The sequence below is a fragment of the Streptomyces sp. GL_140 genome (genome assembly GCF_057834465.1).
Map to the genome: position 1 here is coordinate 6,957,382 of NZ_CM174404.1, position 19,077 is coordinate 6,976,458.

Genomic DNA, 19,077 nt, shown 5'->3' on the forward strand with positions numbered 1-19,077 from the left:
CCCGGGGCCACCGCGCCGAACTAGTGCCTCTTGAAGAACTCGACCTCCCCGAGCGCGACGACATGCCCGCCCCCGCCCCCGTACGCCCCCTGCACGGTGATCCGCAGCCGCACGACGTTGCTCACCGGGAAGTGGAAGCGCTGCTCCCCGGGCACGTCGGCGAGCCGCACGGTCCTGTTCGTCGTGTGCCCGTCCTTGGCCACGGCCGTGAGCAGGAGGCTGCTGGGCCGCCCCTGCTGCAGGAACTTCTCCGCGACCGGAGAGGCCCCGGGATGCACGACGAGATCCAGTAGCCGCACGCCCCCGCCGAAGGAGACCTCCAGATAGTCCCCCTGCCCCGCCCCCTGGGGAGCCCAGTACCGGTCGGTGGTCCCGTCCACGGCCAGCTCCGCCTCGTGCCCCGGAGCCGAGCTGGAGGCCGTCACACCGGTGGCATGCGTCTGCTCGGGCTTGGACACCCGGTCGCGTACGGACTCCACGGCGCCCAGGGCCTCGACGCGGAAGGCGTACCCGGCGGCGGCCACGGCCAGGAGCACCGCGATCCACACCGCGGACCGGGGCATCCTCCACCGGCGGCGGCTCGCGGGTCTCTCCCCGGCGGCGTGCGGCCGCCGGACCCGGCGGGCGAACAGGCGGCGCCACCAGGGAGGCCGCACCGCGACGGGCGCGTCCGCGAGGGTGGCCCCGCACCGGCGGCAGTACCGCCGCGCGGGCAGGTTCCCGGCCCCGCACTGCCCGCAGATCAGCTCCCCGGGCCGCGGCGCCTCCTCCTCGGGCTCCGCGGTCCGCCGCGGCGCCGCCGCCACCTCGGCTCCGCCCGGCTGGACGGCCCGGTTGGGCGGCCGGGTGGGCATGGGCGGCACGACGGGCCCCGCCTGGGGCTGGGGGGCGCGGTCCGTCGAGGGCTGTGGAGCCGAGGGCTGTGGAGCGGGGTCCGGCCGTGCGGTCCGCGGGTCTCCCCACTCCAGGAACGTCCCGCAGTTCCCGCAGAACTGCTCACCGGGTTCACAGCGCGTCCCGCACACCGTGCAGTTGGTCACCCGTCCATGCTCGCCAGGGGCCGAGGCGCCCCCAACCCCCTCCGGGGCACCCCGGCATCCCCCGGCCCCTGCCCTTTCGGGCAGCGGGACGGGGCGTGCGCCGAAACGCCGGTGGCCCGGACCCCTGTGAGGGTCCGGGCCACCGGCGTTTCAACGCCGCCGTCTCAGAGGACGTCGGCCGCGATGTTCTCCGCCACCCGCTCCAGCAGCGGACCCGCGTTCGGGATGCTGACCGCGGGGTCCGGCTCGAGGTCGGTCAGCGGGTAGGCCCGCTGGATCCCGGCCGCGGCGAGCGCCTCGGGCGTCAGCAGCAGGCGGCCGCAGACCGCGACGACCGGCTTGCCCGCCGCGCGGGCCGCCGCCGCGACACCGGCCGGAGCCTTGCCGTGGAGGGTCTGCTCGTCGAGGGAGCCCTCGCCGGTGATGACGAGCGTCGCCCGCTCCAGCGCCGGCGCGAAGCCGAGCACCTCCAGCATCAGCTCGATGCCGGGACGGAACGAGGCCCCGAGCAGCAGCGCCCCGTAGCCGATGCCGCCGGCACCGCCCGCGCCGGGCGAAACCGCCGCCTCCGCGGCCAGGGAGCCGATCGACTTCTCCAGGACCACCGCGAAGTGGGCCAGCGCCGCGTCCAGCGTGGCAACGTCCTCGGGCGACGCCCCCTTCTGCGGGCCGTAGATCGCCGGAGCGCCCTTCGGACCCGTCAGAGGGTTGTCCACGTCGCTCGCCAGGACGAAGTCGACCTCCTTGATACGGGGGTCGACGCCGGACAGGTCGGCCGAGGCCAGAGCCGCCAGCGCGCCGCCGCCCGGACCGACCGGTTCACCGTTCGCATCCAGGAACACCGCGCCCAGAGCGGCCAGCATGCCCGCGCCGCCGTCGGTGGTGGCGCTGCCGCCCACACCGAAGACGATCGAGCGCGCGCCCGCGTCGAGTGCGGCCTTCAGCAGTTCGCCGGAGCCGTAGGTGGTCGCCGTCAGCGGGGCGAAGACACCCGCCGGCATCAGCTGGAGGCCGGAGGCCTCCGCCATCTCGACCACCGCGGTGCCCTCGCGCAGGGCGAAAGCGGCCGTGACCTGGTCACCGAGGGGTCCGGTGACCCGTACCTCCCGGCGTTCGAAACCGGCCGCCACAGCGGCCGCGACCGTACCGTCGCCGCCGTCCGCGACGGGGAGAGTCTCGATCTCCACGCCGGGTACGGCCTTGCGAAGGCCGGCCGTCACCCGCTCCGCGACCTGAACGGCCGTGAGCGAGCCCTTGAATTTGTCCGCGGCGATGAGCACGCGCGCGGTCTCAGTTACTGCTCCGTCCGTCACCTTGCTAATCCCTTGCTATCGAACAGTGCAGTCGCGCCACCCATGAGCCTATCCGGAGGATCCTCCTATGCCCATGCGTGGCCTGGGCCACACCCGGCGCGCCATGCGTCTAAATAGGTATATAAGCCTGCATAGTGTGGCCGCATGAGCACGGATTCACTGGAACAGGCGCGCCCGAATTCCCCAGGTGGGGGGTCCGAAGGCCCGGACGACGGAACTCCCGACCACACCGTCGTGGCCATCGGAGTGATCTCCGTCCTGGCCGTCGTCGCCTGGGCGGCGCTCGGCGAGAGCTCCTTCGACACGGCGTCGAGCACGGCCCTGGCCTGGGTGCTGAACAACTTCGCGTGGCTGTTCGTGATCGCCGCCGACGTGTTCCTCGTCATGTGCGTGGTCCTCGCGATCAGCCGTTTCGGCAGGATCCGGCTCGGCAAGGACGACTCGGAGCCGGAGTTCACGAACCTCGCGTGGATCGCGATGATGTTCAGCGCGGGCATGGGAATCGGTCTGATGTTCTACGGAGTGGGGGAGCCGCTCACCCACTACCTGAACCCGCCGCCCGCCAGCGGCGCCGCCCCCGGCACCGGGGACTCGGCCCGCGCGGCGCTCGACTACTCCTTCTTCCACTGGACCCTCACGCCCTGGGCGATCTACGGCATCGCCGGTCTCGCCCTGGCCTACGCGACCTTCCGCAAGGGCCGCGGCAACCGCCTCAGCTCCGCCTTCGTCCCCCTCATGGGAGAGGAGCGGGCCAACGGCTGGCCCGGCAAGGCCATCGATCTGCTCGCCGTCTTCGCGACCGTCTTCGGCACCGCCACCAGCCTCGGCCTCGGCGCGCTCCAGGTCGCCAAGGGGCTCAACATCACCACCGGGATCGAGGACTCGACCACCGTCGAGCTGATCATCATCGGATCGCTCTCCGCCGCCTTCGTGCTCTCGGCCTTCTCCGGCCTGCACAAGGGCGTCAAATGGCTCAGCACGATCAACATCGTGCTCGCCGCCGCCCTGATGATCTTCGTCTTCGTCCTCGGCCCGACGGTCTACGTCCTCGACGTGATCCCCGCGAGCATCGGCAGCTACCTCCACGAGCTGCTCCCCATGGCCACCCGTACCGGAGCCTTCACCGACAGCGCCTGGCTCGGCGCGTGGACGATCTTCTACTGGGCGTGGTGGCTCTCCTGGGCCCCGTTCGTCGGCACCTTCATCGCCCGCATCTCGCGCGGCCGCACCATCCGCGAGTTCCTCATCGGCGTGCTGCTGATCCCCAGCGGCGCCACCGTCATCTGGTTCTGCGTCATGGGCGGCACCGCGATCCGCCTCGACTCCACCGGCGTCGCCGACATGGCCTCCAAGCTCAAGGAGGGCACCGAGGCCTCGCTCTTCGCGATGCTCGACGCGCTCCCGCTCGGCGGGCTCACCTCCTGGATCGCGATGGCCCTGGTGATGACCTACTTCGTCACCAGCGCCGACTCCGCCTCCCTGGTCATGGGCTCGCTCACCAGCCGCGGCTCGCTGCACCCGCCGACCTGGCTCGTCGTCACCTGGGGCGTGCTGATGGCCGCGGTGGCCGCCGTACTGCTCGTCGCGGGCGGCCTGAAGTCCCTCCAGACGGCCACCATCCTGGTCGCGCTGCCCTTCGTCATCGTGATGCTGCTGCTCTGCTGGGCCCTGGTGAAGGAGCTGCGGGAGGACCCGGGCGCCGGCCCCGTCCGCCACCACGCCCTCCACGGAATGCGCGACGCGGTCAAGGCCATGGTCGGCGACGCCATCACCGAGCACGGCCCGGCCCGCCACCCCCGCCTGCGCCGCGTGGCCGAGTCCAGGAACCGCGACCGCGAGGACGGCGGCACGGGCGGTCCCGGCGGGAGCACCCCCGAAGCGTGACCCGCAGTCACCCGGGGCGGCCGGGGCCGGTCGTCGAAGTGCCGCGACGGGCAAACGCCGTCCGACGCGGCACTGGGTAGGGTTGTTGCGTGACCACCACGGATGATTACGCCACCTACATCGCGAGCCTGCCCCGGGTGCTGGCCGGCGCGGCCGTGCTCTACCGGGACGACGAGGGCCGGGTGCTCGTCGTCGAGCCCAACTACCGCGAGGGCTGGGTGCTGCCGGGCGGCACCATCGAGTCCGACCGGGGCGAATCCCCGCGTACGGCCGCCCGCCGCGAGAGCGCCGAGGAGCTCGGCCTCGACCTGCCCGTCGGCCGGCTGCTGGCCGTGGACTGGACCCTCGGCCCGGCCCGCCCACCGCTCGTGGCGTACGTCTACGACGGCGGCGTGCTCGACGCGGCGCAGCTCGCCTCCATCAAGCTCCAGGAGGAGGAGCTGATCTCGTGGCGGCTGGTCGACCCGGCCGAGCTGACGGACTATCTGCTCGGAGCGCTGGGCCCGCGCATCGAAGAGGCCCACCGGGTCCTGCAGTCGGGCGAGGGCGCGGCGGAACTGGAGAACGGCCGCAGGCCGCAGGCCTCCTGAGCCGGCCGCCCGCTCGTTATTCCTTGCCTACACCGAGCAGGACAGAATTCAGCAGATGATCACGATGTACGCCTGGCCCAGCACGGCCGACGGGCCCGACGCCCTGCCCATGGTCCACTTCACCACCGATCAGCAGGCCGGTGGCGAGGTCACCCCCGACGGGGTGCCGGTCTGGATGTTCGACACCGCGATCCGCGACGGCGGCTGGGCCCCGTTCGCCGACTTCGAGGCCTGGTCCGTGCCGGCCGCCGGCTGGCAGGCCTTCTACCGCCGCGAGGACGACGTCCTGGCCGTCACCGGCCCCGGCTCCTGCGAGGGCTGGTACCAGGGCGGCCTGGGGGCGGACGCCGACTGGGTGGGCGCGGCCACAGCCCAGCAGAGCGTGGTCCTGCTCGCGGCCCCCGTCCAGCACCCCTCGCTGTACGCCTACGCGGTCGAGGCCGGAGCCGCCTTCGCGCTGCTGGTACCGCTCGTGGTGATCTGACACCCCCGGAGGCACTCCCTAGAGCTGCTGCGCCCCCGACTCGAAGGCGAGCAGGCGCACCTTGCGGTCGATGCCGCCGCCGTAGCCGGTCATGGAGCCGGACGCCCCGATGACGCGGTGGCAGGGCACGACGATGCCGACCGGGTTCTTCCCGTTGGCCAGGCCCACCGCGCGCGAGGCGTTCGGCTTGCCGAGCCGGGTCGCCAGCTCCCCGTACGACCAGGTCTGCCCGTAGGGGATCCGTACGAGCTGCTCCCATACGCTGCGCTGGAACTCGGTGCCCTCCAGCCGGAGCGGGAGGTCGAACTCGGTGAGCTCCCCGGCGAAGTACGCGGTCAGCTGCCGCACCACCTCGGGGAAGGGCTCCTCCGCGGCCGCGACACGCTCGCCGAAGGATTCCTCGGCCGGGCGGTGGCGCTGGCCGACCATGTAGAGGCCGCTGAGGAAGCCGTCGGTGGCGACCAGGGTGAGCTCCCCGTAGGGGCTGTCGACGACGGTGTGCTGCCTGCGGCCGGTGGACGTACCGCGCGTGCTGTTGCTGGACATGGTGCTGGTGCTCCTCGGTTCAGGCGGGCAGGAAGTTGATGGCGTGGTCCTCGGTGGCCCACAGGTACTGGACGGCGTACGCGCGCCAGGGCCGCCAGTGCGCCGCGCGGGCGGTCAGCGCCGAGGGCGTGGACGGCAGCCCGAGCCCCTTCGCGGCCCGCCGGATCCCCAGGTCGGAGGGGATGAACGCATCGGGGTCGCCCAGCGCCCGCATCGCGATGATCTCGGTGGTCCACGGGCCGAAACCGGGCAGCGCGCTCAGACGGGCCCGCGCCGTCTCCCAGTCGCTGTCGATGCCCAGCGGCAGCGAACCGTCGGCGAGCGCCGAGACGAGGGTGGTGAGGGTGGCCCGGCGGCTGCGCGGCAGGGCCAGCGCCTCCGGGTCGAGCCCGGCCAGCGCCTGCGAGGACGGGAAGAGGTGGGTCAGACCGCCCTCGGGATCGGGGTCGGCCACCGGCTCGCCGTGGGCGCTCACCAGCCGGGCCGCATGCGTACGGGCCGCGGCCGTGGACACCTGCTGCCCCAGGACCGCGCGTACGGCGAACTCCTCCGCGTCGACCGTACGCGGCACCCGGCGCCCGGGAGCCTTGTCCACGAGCGGGGCCAGCAGCGGATCGGCGCGCAGCTGCTCGTCCACGGCCTCGGGATCGGCGTCGAGGTCCAGCAGGCGGCGGCAGCGGCTGATGGCGATGGTGAGGTCGCGCAGGTCGGTCAGGGCGAGCTGGCAGCCGATGTGGTCGGGCTGCGGGGTGAGGGCGACGACACCGGTGCCGTACGGGAGCCGCAGCGTGCGGCGGTACGCGCCCGCCCGCCACTCCTCGACTCCGGGGACGGCGGTCGCGGCGAGGTGCCCGAAGAGGTTGTCGGGGTTGAGCGGGGTGCGGAAGGGGAGCCGCAGGCTGATGCTGCCGGGTACCCGGGCGGCCTGGCGGCTGCCGTTCCCGGCCCGTGCGCGCAGCTCGCTCGGGGCGAGGGCGAAGACCTCGCGGACGGTGTCGTTGAAGGTCCGGATCGAGGAGAACCCGGCGGCGAAGGCGATGTCGCCCATCGGCAGCTCGGAGGTCTCGATCAGCAGCCGGGCGGTCTGCGCGCGCTGGGCGCGGGCGAGGGCCAGGGGGCCGGCGCCGAGCTCTGCGTTGAGCTGGCGCTCCACCTGGCGGGCGGAGTACCCCAGCTTGGCGGCGAGCCCCGGGACCCCCTCCCGGTCCACGACCCCGTCCTGGATGAGCCGCATGGCACGGGCGACGGCGTCGGCGCGGGCGTTCCACTCGGGGGAGCCGGGGGAGGTGTCGGGCCGGCACCGCTTGCACGCCCGGTACCCGCTCTGCTGGCAGGCGGCTGCGCTGGGCAGGAAGGTCATGTTCTCGACCTTGGGCGGCACCGCCGGGCAGCTCGGGCGGCAGTAGATCCCGGTGGTCCTGACCGCGGTGAAGAACCATCCGTCGAAGCGGGCGTCCTTGGACCGGACGGCCCGGACGCAGCGCTCGGTGTCGGTGTACATGGCTCCATCCTTCCGGGCGGGAGGTCCGGGGGCTGGCGGTTTTCCGACATCAAGATTACGGGGCGGCCGGCCGGCCGCGGCTCCGGACGTCGTCGGCGGCCGGACGGACATCAGGCCGGACGGCCGCGCGGATGGCCGGCGGGTGGGCGCGCGGTGGACGGCCGGGCCGAGACTTCGGGGGAAGGGTCCGAGCGGGCTTCGGCGGGGGTGTGCGGACCCCCGCGGACGCGAAAGGGCCCCCGGGTGCCTCTTCGGCGGCCGGGGGCCCTCTCGTACGCGTACAGCCGTGGCTAGCGGGCCTGGGTGGCCCGCGCCTCGCGGCGGTTGTGGCGGAACGTGTTCGCGCGACGGGTCGTCGCGAACAGCGGGATGGTGGCCGCCAGAGCGATCTGCAGCGCGCAGCCGGTCTGGAGCAGGAGCCCGCCGCCCGGGGCGTCGAACGCCCAGGCCGCCAGCAGCCCCATCGCCCCGACGATCCAGCTCAGCATCGCCACCGCGAGGACGCCCCGCGGCTTGGGGTACTCGACCCGGCTCACCATCAGCCAGGCCACGCCGACGATCGCGAGGAGCGTCGGGACGAACGGCAGCTCCAGCAGCACGATCGAGACGACCGTGAGCGCGCCGAAGGGGCTCGGCATGCCCTGGAACATGCCGTCCTTCATCGTCACGCAGCTGAATCTGGCCAGGCGCAGGACGACCGCCAGCAGTACGACGATCGCCGCCAGCGCCGACATCTTCTGGTGCGCGTCGTCGGCGACCATGCCGTAGACGAGCACGAAGTACGCGGGCGCCAGGCCGAAGCTGATCAGGTCGGACAGGTTGTCCAGCTCCGCACCCATCGGCGAGCTGCGCAGCTTGCGGGCCACGATCCCGTCGAAGAGGTCGAAGACGGCCGCGAGCAGCATCAGTATCACCGCGGTGGCCGCGCTGTGCCGGGCCATGCCCGATTCACCGCTGCCGGTGAGGTGCGGAATGAGGATCCCGGTGGTGGTGAAGTACACCGCCATGAATCCGCACGTCGCGTTGCCGAGGGTGAGGGTGTCCGCTATCGACAGCCGCAGGGAGAGCGGCATGTCGTCCTCGGCGGACTCCTCCTCGGAGGCGGCGCCCTCCGGTACCCAGCCGGCGGACGGGTTGGCCGGGGTTTCAGGATCAGTCACGGTCAATTCGGGTCACCCCCGCGGTGGTGGCCTGTCCGACCTCGACCGCGACCTCGACGCCCTCGGGGAGGTAGATGTCGACGCGGGAGCCGAAGCGGATCAGACCGATGCGTTCGCCCTGCTCCACCTTGGTGCCGGCCGGCAGGTACGGGACGATGCGTCGCGCGACGGCGCCGGCGATCTGCACCATCTCGATGTCGCCGAGCTCGGTGTCGAAGTGCCAGACGACGCGCTCGTTGTTCTCGCTCTCCTTGTTGAACGCGGGAACGAATCCACCGGGGACGTGTTCCACGGACGTCACCGTGCCCGCGAGGGGCGCGCGGTTGACGTGGACGTTCAGCGGGCTCATGAAGATCGCGACCCGGGTCCGTCCGTCCTTCCACGGCATGATGCTCTGCACCACACCGTCGGCGGGGGAGATGACCCGGCCCTGCGTGATCTCACGCTCGGGGTCGCGGAAGAACCACAGCATGCCCGCCGCGAGAGCGGTGGTGGGCACGGCCACTGCCGCCCAGCGTCCGGACTTGCGGGCCCGGGTGAGGCTGAGAGCGGCGGTGGCGACGGTCGGCAGAAGCCACGGCGATGCTCCGCGCGCGAGGCGTCCACCGAGGAGGCCGACGCGAGGTGCAGAGGTTTGGCTGTGGGGCATGGATGACCTTCGTAGCGGGTGATGCCGCGCCGGAAACACGGGGACGTGACGGCGGCTTTACTGGAATGCTATCGGTTGCACGCAACAACTGGGCAAGCCAGAAGCCGAGTCGATGACCGCCGGGCAGTGACTGGTAGTGACTCTTTTGTGGAAAACCACTGGATGATTCGCCGCAAAAGGTACTTTCAGCCCTGCAGTCGATACTCCTCAAGCAGGCGTCGCCCGATGATCATTTTCTGGATCTCGGCGGTGCCTTCACCGATGAGCAGCATCGGGGCCTCACGGTAGAGACGCTCGATCTCGTACTCCTTCGAGAAGCCGTAGCCGCCGTGGATGCGGAACGCGTCTTCCACCACCTCCTTGCAGTACTCGGAGGCGAGGTACTTCGCCATCCCTGCTTCGAGGTCGTTTCGTTCCCCGGAGTCCTTTTTGCGTGCTGCATTGACCATCATCGCATGGGCGGCTTCGACCTTGGTAGCCATCTCGGCCAGCTTGAACTGGATCGCCTGGTGCTCGGCGATGGCCTTGCCGAAAGTGTGACGTTGCTGGGCATATGAGACGCCCAGCTCGAAAGCACGCTGTGCGACGCCGCAGCCACGGGCCGCCACGTTGACGCGGCCGACCTCGACCCCGTCCATCATTTGGTAAAACCCTCGACCGGTCTCGCCGCCCAGGACCCGATTGGCCGGAATGCGCAGTCCGTCCATGATGAGCTCGGTGGTGTCGACACCCTTGTAGCCCATCTTGTCGATCTTGCCCGGGATGGTCAGGCCGGGACGGACCTCACCGAAGCCCGCCTCCTTCTCCACCAGGAAGGTCGTCATTGACTTGTGGGGGGCGGTGCCCTCCGGGTGTCCTTCGTCACTGCGCACCAGGACGGCCACCAGAGTGGACGTGCCGCCGTTCGTCAGCCACATCTTCTGGCCGTTCAGGACGTACTCGTCACCGTCCTTCACCGCCTTGGAGGTGATGGCCGACACATCCGAGCCGAGCCCCGGCTCGGACATCGAGAACGCGCCGCGCACCTCGCCCAGCGCCATCCGCGGGAGGAAGTAATCCTTCTGCTCCTGCGTGCCGTGCTGCTTGAGCATGTACGCCACGATGAAGTGCGTGTTGATGATGCCCGAGACGGACATCCAGCCGCGCGCGATCTCCTCGACGCACAGCGCGTAGGTGAGCAGCGACTCACCCAGACCGCCGTACTCCTCCGGGATCATCAGACCGAACAGGCCGAGTTCCTTGAGGCCGTCCACGATCTGCTGCGGGTATTCGTCCCGGTGCTCCAGCTGGGTCGCGACCGGGATGATCTCCTTGTCGACGAACTCCCGGACGGTCTTGAGGATGTCCCTCTGGTCGTCCGTCAGGCCGGCGGTCTGGGCAAGTCGGCTCATGGTTACTTCCCCTGTTCCTTCAGCGTGGGCCGGCCGGGCTGCTCGCCGCCGCGCTCCTTGATGTACGTCTCGGTCGGGACCATCACCTTGCGCCTGAAGACGCAGACGAGGGTGCCGTCCTGCTTGTAGCCCTTGGTCTCCACGTAGACGATGCCGCGGTCGTTCTTCGACTTCGACGGGGTCTTGTCGAGGACCGTGGTCTCGCCGTAGATCGTGTCCCCGTGGAAGGTCGGCGCCACGTGCCGCAGCGACTCGATCTCGAGGTTGGCGATCGCCTTGCCGGAGACGTCCGGCACGGACATGCCCAGCAGCAGCGAGTAGATGTAGTTGCCCACGACGACGTTCTTGCCGAAGTCGGTCGTGTTCTCCGCGTAGTTGCTGTCCATGTGGAGCGGGTGGTGGTTCATGGTCAGCAGGCAGAAGAGGTGGTCGTCGTACTCCGTGACCGTCTTTCCGGGCCAGTGCTTGTAGACCGCGCCGATCTCGAACTCTTCGTAGGTGCGTCCGAACTGCATGGTCCTAGGCCTCCGGGATCTCGAACTTGGTGGTGCGCTCCATGCCCGCGGCGCGGCCCTTGCCCGCGATGACCAGGGCCATCTTGCGGCTGGCCTCGTCGATCATCTCGTCGCCGAGCATCGCCGAGCCCTTCTTGCCTCCGGCCTCGGAGGTGCACCAGTCGTACGCGTCGAGGATCAGCTCGGAGTGGTCGTAGTCCTCCTGGGAGGGGGAGAAGACCTCGTTGGCCGCGTCGACCTGGCCCGGGTGCAGCACCCACTTGCCGTCGAAGCCCAGCGCCGCCGCGCGCCCGGCGACCTCGCGGTAGCCATCGACGTTCTTGATCTGGAGGAAGGGGCCGTCGATCGCCTGGAGGTTGTGCATGCGGGCCGCCATCAGGATCCGCATCAGGATGTAGTGGTAGGCGTCCGCGCCGTAGCCGGGCGGCTGCATCCCCACGACCAGGGACTTCATGTTGATCGAGGCCATGAAGTCGGCCGGGCCGAAGATGATGGTCTCCAGCCGCGGGGACGCGGCGGCGATCTCGTCGACGTTGACCAGGCCCTTGGCGTTCTCGATCTGCGCCTCGATGCCGATCTTGCCGACCTCGAAGCCCATGGTCTTCTCGATCTGGGTCAGGAGGAGGTCGAGCGCCACGACCTGCTGGGCGTCCTGGACCTTCGGCAGCATGATGCAGTCGAGGTTCTGGCCGGCGCCCTCGACGACGGTGATCACGTCGCGGTACGTCCAGTGCGTGGTCCAGTCGTTGACGCGCACCACGCGGGTCTTGCCGGTCCAGTCGCCCTGGTTCAGCGCCTCCACGATCGTGTGGCGGGCGCCCTCCTTGGCGAGCGGGGCGCAGGCGTCCTCCAGGTCGAGGAAGACCTGGTCGGCCGGCAGACCCTGGGCCTTCTCCAGGAACCGGGGGTTGGAACCCGGCACCGCGAGGCAGGAGCGGCGCGGCCGCAGCCGGTTGACCGGGGAAGAGGGCGTGGTCATGCGGGGACCTCCGTGCTTGCAACTGTGTTGACGGTGTGGTTGGCGTCAGTGGTGTCCGCGCCGACGGAGCCTTCGCCGCCGTCGAGCGGGTGGAGCTTGTTCGCCTTGCGGATCTCGTCGACGATACGGCCGATGATCTCCGTTATGCCGAAGTCCTTCGGGGTGAAGACCGCGGCGACTCCGGCGGCCTTCAGCGCGATGGCATCGGCATTGGGAATGATGCCGCCGAGGACGACGGGGATGTCACCCGCCCCCGCCGCACGCAGGCGTTCCAGTACGTCCGGCACGAGCGCGCTGTGCGAACCGGACAGGATGGACAGTCCCACGCAGTGGACGTCCTCGGCCAGGGCCGCCGTGGAGATCTCCTCGGGGGTCAGCCGGATCCCCTGGTAGACCACCTCGAAACCGGCGTCGCGGGCCCGTACGGCGATCTGCTCGGCGCCGTTGGAGTGACCGTCCAGGCCGGGCTTGCCGACCAGCAGGCGCAGCCGCCCGGTGCCCAGGTCCTGGGCCGTACGGGTCACCTTCGCGCGGACCTCGGCCATCGGGGTGCCCGGCTCGGCGGTGACCGCCACAGGGGCCGAGGAGACGCCGGTCGGAGCCCGGAACTCACCGAACACCTCGCGCAGGGCGCTCGACCACTCGCCGGTGGTGACACCGGCGCGGGCGCACTCCAGGGTGGCCTCCATCAGGTTCTCGGTCCCGGCGGCGGCCTCCTTCAGCCGGTCCAGGGCCTGCATCACCGTCGGGAAGACGAACGGGTCGCCCTCGCCCTGCCGGTCCGAGGACTCCTGGCGCTCGGCGCGCCAGCGGCCGATCCGCTCGACGGTCAGCGCCTCGGTCGCGGGGTCGACCGTCATGATGGCGCCGTCCAGGTCGGCGGTGAGCGGGTTCTCCTCGGTCTGCTGGAAGCAGTTGACGCCGACGATCTTGTCCTCGCCGGCCTCGATCCGGGCCCGCCGTTCGGCGTGCGAGGAGACCAGCTCGCCCTTCAGGTATCCGGACTCCACGGCGGCCATCGCGCCGCCCATCTCCTGGATCCGGTCGATCTCGGCCAGGCACTCGGCCACCAGGGAATCGACCTTGGCCTCGATCACGTGGGAGCCGGCGAAGATGTCCTCGTACTCCAGCAGGTCGCTCTCGTGGGCGAGGACCTGCTGGATGCGCAGCGACCACTGCTGGTCCCAGGGCCGGGGCAGGCCCAGCGCCTCGTTCCAGGCCGGCAGCTGCACGGCGCGGGCGCGGGCGTCCTTGGACAGGGTGACCGCGAGCATCTCCAGCACGATGCGCTGGACGTTGTTCTCCGGCTGCGCCTCGGTCAGGCCCAGGGAGTTGACCTGGACCCCGTACCGGAAGCGGCGCTGCTTCTCGTTCTCGATGCCGTAGCGCTCGCGGGTGACCTTGTCCCAGATGCGGCCGAAGGCGCGCATCTTGCACATCTCCTCGATGAAGCGGACGCCCGCGTTCACGAAGAAGGAGATGCGGGCGACCACTTCGCCGAAGCGCTCGGGCGGGACCTGGCCCGAGTCGCGCACGGAGTCCAGTACGGCGATGGCCGTGGACATCGCGTACGAGATCTCCTGGACCGGCGTGGCTCCGGCCTCCTGGAGGTGGTACGAGCAGATGTTGATCGGGTTCCACTTGGGGATGTGGTTGACCGTGTAGGCGATCATGTCCGTCGTCAGCCGGAGCGAGGGGCCGGGCGGGAAGACGTGCGTCCCGCGCGACAGGTACTCCTTGACGATGTCGTTCTGGGTGGTGCCCTGGAGCTGGGCGATGTCAGCGCCCTGCTCCTCGGCGGCCACCTGGTAGAGCGCCAGCAGCCACATGGCGGTGGCGTTGATCGTCATCGAGGTGTTCATCTGCTCCAGGGGAATGTCCTGGAACAGCCGCCGCATGTCGCCCAGATGGGAGACCGGTACCCCGACCCGGCCCACCTCGCCGCGGGCGAGGATGTGGTCGGGGTCGTAGCCGGTCTGCGTCGGAAGGTCGAACGCGACCGACAGGCCGGTCTGGCCCTTGGCGAGGTTGCGGCGGTACAGCTCGTTGGACGCCTCGGCCGTGGAGTGGCCGGCGTACGTCCGCATGAGCCACGGACGGTCTTTCTGGCGCTCTGTCATCTCAGGCTGTCCCTTTGGCCCTTGAACGATCTCAGACGGATCAGACGGATCAGACGAAGGATCAGATGTCGCGGAAGCGGTTGATCGCTTCGAGGTGCGTCGCGCGCATCTCGTGGTCGCGCACGCCCAGGCCCTCCTCGGGGGCCAGCGCGAGGACACCGACCTTGCCCTGGTGGAGGTTGCGGTGGACGTCGTAGGCGGCCTGGCCGGTGTCCTCCAGCGAGTAGACCTTCGACAGGGTGGGGTGGATCTTGCCCTTGGCGACCAGGCGGTTGGCCTCCCAGGCCTCGCGGTAGTTCGCGAAGTGCGAGCCGATGATCCGCTTGAGCGACATCCACAGGTAGCGGTTGTCGTACTCGTGCATGTAGCCCGAGGTCGAGGCGCAGGTGGTGATGGTGCCGCCCTTGCGGGTGACGTAGACGCTCGCACCGAAGGTCTCGCGGCCCGGGTGCTCGAAGACGATGTCGATGTCCTCGCCGCCGGTCAGCTCGCGGATGCGCTTGCCGAAGCGCTTCCACTCGCGGGGGTCCTGGGTGTGCTCGTCGCTCCAGAACTTGTAGCCCTCGGCGTTGCGGTCGATGATCGAGGTCGCGCCCATCGCCCGGCAGATCTCCGCCTTCTGCTCGCTGGAGACGACGCAGATCGGGTTGGCGCCGCCGGCCAGCGCGAACTGGGTGGCGTACGAGCCGAGCCCGCCGCTCGCGCCCCAGATCAGGACGTTGTCGCCCTGCTTCATGGCGGCGCCGTTGCGGGAGACCAGCTGGCGGTAGGCGGTGGAGTTGACCAGGCCGGGGGAGGCGGCCTCCTCCCAGCTGAGGTGGTCGGGCTTGGGCATCAGCTGGTTGGACTTGACGAGCGCGATCTCCGCCAGGCCGCCGAAGTTGGTCTCGAAGCCCCAGATGCGCTGCTCCGGGTCGAGCATCGTGTCGTTGTGGCCGTCGGAGGACTCCAGCTCGACCGACAGGCAGTGCGCGACGACCTCGTCGCCCGGCTTCCAGGCGTTGACGCCGGGGCCGGTGCGCAGGACGACGCCCGCGAGGTCCGAGCCGATGATGTGGTACGGCAGGTCGTGACGCCTGGTGAGCTCCGAGAGGCGCCCGTAGCGCTCCAGGAAGCTGAAGGTGGACACCGGCTCGAAGATCGAGGTCCACACGGAGTTGTAGTTGACCGAGGAGGCCATGACGGCCACCAGGGCCTCGCCCGGGCCGAGTTCCGGCACGGGGACCTGGTCCAGGTGCAGGGACTTGCGGGGGTCCTTCTCGCGGGTGGTGAGCCCGGCGAACATCTCCACCTCGTCCTTGTGCACGGTGATCGCGCGGTACGAGTCGGGGAGCGGCAGGGCCGCGAAGTCGGCGGCCGTAGCGGCCTGCGACTGGATCGCGTCCAGGATGTCCTTCACGGTGTTGCCTCCGGCCATGCGCTGATGAGGGTGCGCTCAGGGAAACGGGTGGTGTGGAGCGGCGAAGCTGAGGGGTGCCGAGCGGTGTCGAGCGATGTTCTGGGGTGCCGTCGATTCGGCTGGGTGCTGCGGCGCGTTGCCTGTGGTGGGGCTTTGCGGGGGCCTGGTGACGCAGGCATCCGGGGCGCGGTCCGTGCCGAGTGGGCTGGACCGCGGGGACATCCGGACGAGATTCAACGTATGGCACCCCGTGTCACTCAGCAAGGCACCGGGTGCCAAAACTTTCTCTCATTTGCCGATTGACCTGCGCGGATGAGCGATGATCGATCAGAGTTACCTGCGAGTAGGGGCAACCCGGACAAACGAAAGCGGCCGCCCCCGGAATGGGGGCGGCCGCTGTGACGAGCGTTACTGCTGAGTACTGCTACCTCTGCTTGAGCGCCTCTTCGATGGTCCGCATGACCTCGTCGAGCGGAGCGTCGGTCCGGGCCACCGCGACCAGCACCTCGCCCTGTGTACGGACCGAGGCCGCGGCCGGCTCCGCGTCCGCGGCGGAAGCGGAACCGAGCGCCGGCTGCGCCGAGCCCAGCGTGCGCCCGGCGCCGATCCCGGTGCCGAAGGTCTTGCGCACGATCGAGAAGGCGTGGTCCAGCTGCGCTTCCACGTCCCCCTGGCCGCCCGCCCGCAGCCAGCGCCGCAGCACGTGGTTGTGGGCCGTGACCACCGCGGATGCGGCCACCTCGGCCAGCAGCGGGTCGTCGTTGCCGTCGTGGTGGTCGGTCTCGTCGAAGTGGGCCAGCAGGTAGCGGGTGAAGAGCCGCTCGTACCGGGCGACCGAGGCGATCTCCCGCTCCCGCAGCGCCGGCACCTCGCGGGTGAGCCGGTAGCGCTCCACCGACACCGCCGGCGAGGCGGCGTACATCTTCATGACTTCCTTGATCCCCCGGCACACCGTGTCGAGCGGGTGCTCGTGCGCCGGGGCCACGTCCAGGACCGCCTCGGCGCGGGTCAGGGTGTCGTCGTGGTCCGGGAAGATCGCCTCTTCCTTGGACCGGAAGTGCCGGAAGAAGGTCCGGCGCGCCACACCGGCCGTCGCGGCGATCTCGTCGACCGTCGTGGCCTCGTATCCCTTGGTCGCGAAGAGCTCCATCGCGGCCGCCGCCAGCTCGCGGCGCATCTTGAGCCGCTGGGCGGCCGCCTTGGTGCCCGCCGGGCTCTCCGGGGCGTCGGAGGCCGATGAGGCGCGGGGCGAGGTCTTGACGGGCTGGGACATAGAGCGAAAGTACTTCATCCGCGCCGGAGAGCGCTCCCGAGGGGTGTGGGACAGGGGTGGATGCGGGGGAGGGCCCGCACTGGGCTCGGAGGGTACGGCCTGCCGTGAGGGTCCGGCAGACCCGAGCAGCCCTCCCCACGCATCCGGCTCATGGGCCGGCCGCCGGTTACCGGCGGGGGGCGTACTCACGGAATCCGCGGCCGGTCTTCCGGCCCAGGCAGCCCGCCGCCACGAGGTGCTCCAGCAGCGGGGACGGGGCCAGGCCCGGGTCGCGGAACTCCTTGTGCAGGACCTGCTCGATGGCCAGCGACACGTCCAGGCCCACGACGTCGAGGAGCTCGAAGGGCCCCATCGGGTAACCGGCGCCCAGCTTCATCGCCGCGTCGATGTCGTCGATCCCGGCGTAGTGCTGCTCGACCATCTTGATCGCGTTGTTGAGGTACGGGAACAGCAGCGCGTTCACGATGAAACCGGCCCGGTCCCCGCAGTCCACCGGGTGCTTGCGCACCTTGGCGCAGATCCCGCGGACCGTGGCGTGCACGTCGTCGGCGGTCAGGACGGTCCGGACCACCTCGACCAGCTTCATCGCCGGAGCCGGGTTGAAGAAGTGCATGCCGATCACGTCCTGGGGACGCGAGGTGGCGCGGGCGATCGCGATCACCGGCAGCGAGGAGGTCGTGGTGGCCAGGATCGCGCCCGGCTTGCAGACCTTGTCCAGGCTCTGGAACAGCTCCTGCTTCACCGCCAGGTCCTCGGCGACGGCCTCCACGGCCAGATCCACCTCGGCGAAGGCCTCCAGCGAACCCGCCGCCGTGATCCGCCCCACGGTGGCCGCGGCCGCGTCCGCGGTCAGCCGGCCCCGGTCCACGGCACGGCTCAGGGACTTGGCGATGGCGGACTTCGCCGCGTCCGCCTTCTCCTGGCTGCGGGCCGCGAGCACCACGGAGTAGCCGGCCTGCGCGAAGACCTGCGCGATCCCGCTCGCCATGGTGCCCGAACCGGCCACGCCGACCGTGGAGACCGGGCGGCTCGCCCGGACCAGGTCGCCGTCCGGCGGGGTCTGGAGGTCGCGGACGATGACCTGGCTGCCCGCGGCCTCGTACGTGTAGAACCCGCGCCCGGACTTCTGCCCGGTCAGACCCGCCTCGGCGAGGTGGCCCAGGATCGGGGCCGGGGCGTGCAGCCGGTCGCCGGAGGCGGTGTACATGGCCTCCAGGACGGTGCGCGCGGTGTCCACGCCGATCAGGTCGAGCAGGGCGAGCGGGCCCATCGGCAGGCCGCAGCCCAGCCGCATCGCCGCGTCGATGTCCTCGCGGGAGGCGTACTTCGCCTCGTACATCGCGGCGGCCTGGTTGAGGTAGCCGAACAGCAGGCCGTCGGCGACGAAGCCGGGGCGGTCGCCGACCGCGACGGGCTCCTTGCCGAGCTCGCGGGCCAGCGTCGTGACCGCCTCGACGGCCGGCGGGGCCGTCAGCACGCTGGAGACGACCTCGACCAGCTTCATCGCCGGAGCCGGGTTGAAGAAGTGCAGCCCGACCACGCGCTCCGGGCGCTGCGACTCGGCGGCCATCCGCGTCACCGACAGGGCGTTGGTGCCGGTGGCCAGGATCGCCGTCGGCCGCACGATCGCGTCGAGCTCGCGGAAGATCCGCTGCTTGAGCTCGTAGGACTCGGGGACGACTTCGATGACGAGATCGGCTTCGGCGGCGGCGCCCAGCTCGGAGAAGGTGCGGAAACGGGCCAGGACGCCCTCGCGCTCCTGCTCGGTGAGCAGCCCCTTGGTCACGGAGCGGGCGGTGGCGGCTGCGAGGGCCGCGGTGGCGCGGCGGGCCGCGGTGTCGCTGATCTCGATGCCGATGACCTCGCGGCCGGCTCGGGCGAGGACCTCGGCGATGCCGGTGCCCATGGTGCCGAGGCCGACGACGGCGATGGTCTGCAGGGCGGGCCGGGTGGGCTCGGAGGAGGGGGAGGACTGACTGGACGTGGACGGAAGGTCCATCGCGGGACTCCAGTGGAAGAGGGTGACGACTGAGGGGGCGCGCGGCGCGCGGCGCACGCGGATGCCGTACGGAGATCCGTGCGGAGAAGCCCGTGGCGGGAGGTTCCGGAAGGAGGGTGTCCAGGGGGAACGGCCCGAAGGGCGGAAGCGGTGGAGCCCTGTCCCGGGGCTGCGCCGTGAGGTCGTGCGGAGGTCGTGCGGAACCGACTGGTACGAGGTGGCTGCGTCACCAGG

Annotated in this window: 16 protein-coding genes; 3 read left to right on the forward strand and 13 right to left on the reverse strand. The window is 70.7% G+C overall.

The features are described 5' to 3' along the window. Positions 1–20: 20 nt before the first annotated feature. Together AC3IYJ_RS32415 and AC3IYJ_RS32420 are read right to left on the reverse strand one after the other, a co-directional pair. The gene (locus AC3IYJ_RS32415) at positions 21–1,040 is read right to left on the reverse strand and encodes an NADase-type glycan-binding domain-containing protein (protein WP_489398061.1); all 1,020 of its coding nucleotides are present in this window, start codon (positions 1,038–1,040) and stop codon (positions 21–23) included. A 164-nt stretch (positions 1,041–1,204) separates the two neighbouring features. Next, positions 1,205–2,353, reverse strand: coding sequence for a glycerate kinase (locus tag AC3IYJ_RS32420; RefSeq protein ID WP_489398062.1), 1,149 nt, complete (start codon positions 2,351–2,353; stop codon positions 1,205–1,207). Positions 2,354–2,497: 144 nt separating this feature from the next. On the opposite strand from AC3IYJ_RS32420, the gene AC3IYJ_RS32425 reads away from it, so the two are divergent. The 3 genes from AC3IYJ_RS32425 to AC3IYJ_RS32435 all read left to right on the forward strand — a co-directional run bounded on the left by AC3IYJ_RS32425 (position 2,498) and on the right by AC3IYJ_RS32435 (position 5,311). Continuing rightward, on the forward strand, positions 2,498–4,237 hold the full coding sequence (locus AC3IYJ_RS32425) for a BCCT family transporter (RefSeq protein ID WP_489398063.1): 1,740 nt from the start codon (positions 2,498–2,500) through the stop codon (positions 4,235–4,237). An 89-nt stretch (positions 4,238–4,326) separates the two neighbouring features. Next, positions 4,327–4,827, forward strand: a complete 501-nt coding sequence (locus AC3IYJ_RS32430) for an NUDIX domain-containing protein (protein WP_489398064.1) — start codon at positions 4,327–4,329, stop codon at positions 4,825–4,827. A 55-nt stretch (positions 4,828–4,882) separates the two neighbouring features. Continuing rightward, entirely contained in the window at positions 4,883–5,311 is a 429-nt protein-coding gene (locus AC3IYJ_RS32435; protein ID WP_489398065.1) for a hypothetical protein, read from the forward strand. A gap of 18 nt (positions 5,312–5,329) precedes the next feature. Here the strand turns inward: AC3IYJ_RS32435 and AC3IYJ_RS32440 are convergent, their stop codons facing one another. From AC3IYJ_RS32440 to AC3IYJ_RS32490, 11 genes are all read right to left on the reverse strand, one after another. Next, the gene (locus AC3IYJ_RS32440) at positions 5,330–5,857 is read right to left on the reverse strand and encodes a methylated-DNA--[protein]-cysteine S-methyltransferase (RefSeq protein ID WP_489398066.1); all 528 of its coding nucleotides are present in this window, start codon (positions 5,855–5,857) and stop codon (positions 5,330–5,332) included. Between the two features lie 19 nt (positions 5,858–5,876). After that, on the reverse strand, positions 5,877–7,358 hold the full coding sequence (locus AC3IYJ_RS32445) for an AlkA N-terminal domain-containing protein (RefSeq protein WP_489398067.1): 1,482 nt from the start codon (positions 7,356–7,358) through the stop codon (positions 5,877–5,879). Positions 7,359–7,648: 290 nt separating this feature from the next. Continuing rightward, complete coding sequence (pssA, locus tag AC3IYJ_RS32450) at positions 7,649–8,431, reverse strand: CDP-diacylglycerol--serine O-phosphatidyltransferase (protein ID WP_489402998.1); 783 nt, start codon at positions 8,429–8,431, stop codon at positions 7,649–7,651. Between the two features lie 79 nt (positions 8,432–8,510). Next, positions 8,511–9,167: a phosphatidylserine decarboxylase gene (locus tag AC3IYJ_RS32455; RefSeq protein WP_328301641.1), complete on the reverse strand. Its 657-nt coding sequence runs from the start codon at positions 9,165–9,167 to the stop codon at positions 8,511–8,513. Positions 9,168–9,352: 185 nt separating this feature from the next. Further along, the gene (locus AC3IYJ_RS32460; protein WP_489398068.1) at positions 9,353–10,558 is read right to left on the reverse strand and encodes an acyl-CoA dehydrogenase family protein; all 1,206 of its coding nucleotides are present in this window, start codon (positions 10,556–10,558) and stop codon (positions 9,353–9,355) included. A gap of 2 nt (positions 10,559–10,560) precedes the next feature. Further along, positions 10,561–11,073: a MaoC family dehydratase gene (locus tag AC3IYJ_RS32465; RefSeq protein ID WP_053681718.1), complete on the reverse strand. Its 513-nt coding sequence runs from the start codon at positions 11,071–11,073 to the stop codon at positions 10,561–10,563. Positions 11,074–11,077: 4 nt separating this feature from the next. Then, positions 11,078–12,052, reverse strand: coding sequence for an HpcH/HpaI aldolase/citrate lyase family protein (locus AC3IYJ_RS32470; RefSeq protein ID WP_330299445.1), 975 nt, complete (start codon positions 12,050–12,052; stop codon positions 11,078–11,080). Continuing rightward, positions 12,049–14,172, reverse strand: coding sequence for a protein meaA (locus tag AC3IYJ_RS32475; protein WP_489398069.1), 2,124 nt, complete (start codon positions 14,170–14,172; stop codon positions 12,049–12,051). The genes AC3IYJ_RS32470 and AC3IYJ_RS32475 overlap by 4 nt, the downstream gene beginning before the upstream one ends. Positions 14,173–14,233: 61 nt before the next feature. Continuing rightward, positions 14,234–15,589 carry a crotonyl-CoA carboxylase/reductase gene (gene ccrA, locus AC3IYJ_RS32480; RefSeq protein ID WP_489398070.1) on the reverse strand — a complete coding sequence of 452 codons (1,356 nt, stop codon included), beginning with the start codon at positions 15,587–15,589 and terminating at the stop codon, positions 14,234–14,236. 406 nt (positions 15,590–15,995) lie between these two features. After that, complete coding sequence (locus tag AC3IYJ_RS32485; protein WP_489398071.1) at positions 15,996–16,844, reverse strand: TetR family transcriptional regulator; 849 nt, start codon at positions 16,842–16,844, stop codon at positions 15,996–15,998. Between the two features lie 166 nt (positions 16,845–17,010). Continuing rightward, the gene (locus tag AC3IYJ_RS32490) at positions 17,011–18,843 is read right to left on the reverse strand and encodes a 3-hydroxyacyl-CoA dehydrogenase family protein (protein ID WP_489398072.1); all 1,833 of its coding nucleotides are present in this window, start codon (positions 18,841–18,843) and stop codon (positions 17,011–17,013) included. Between the last annotated feature and the right edge of the window lie 234 nt (positions 18,844–19,077).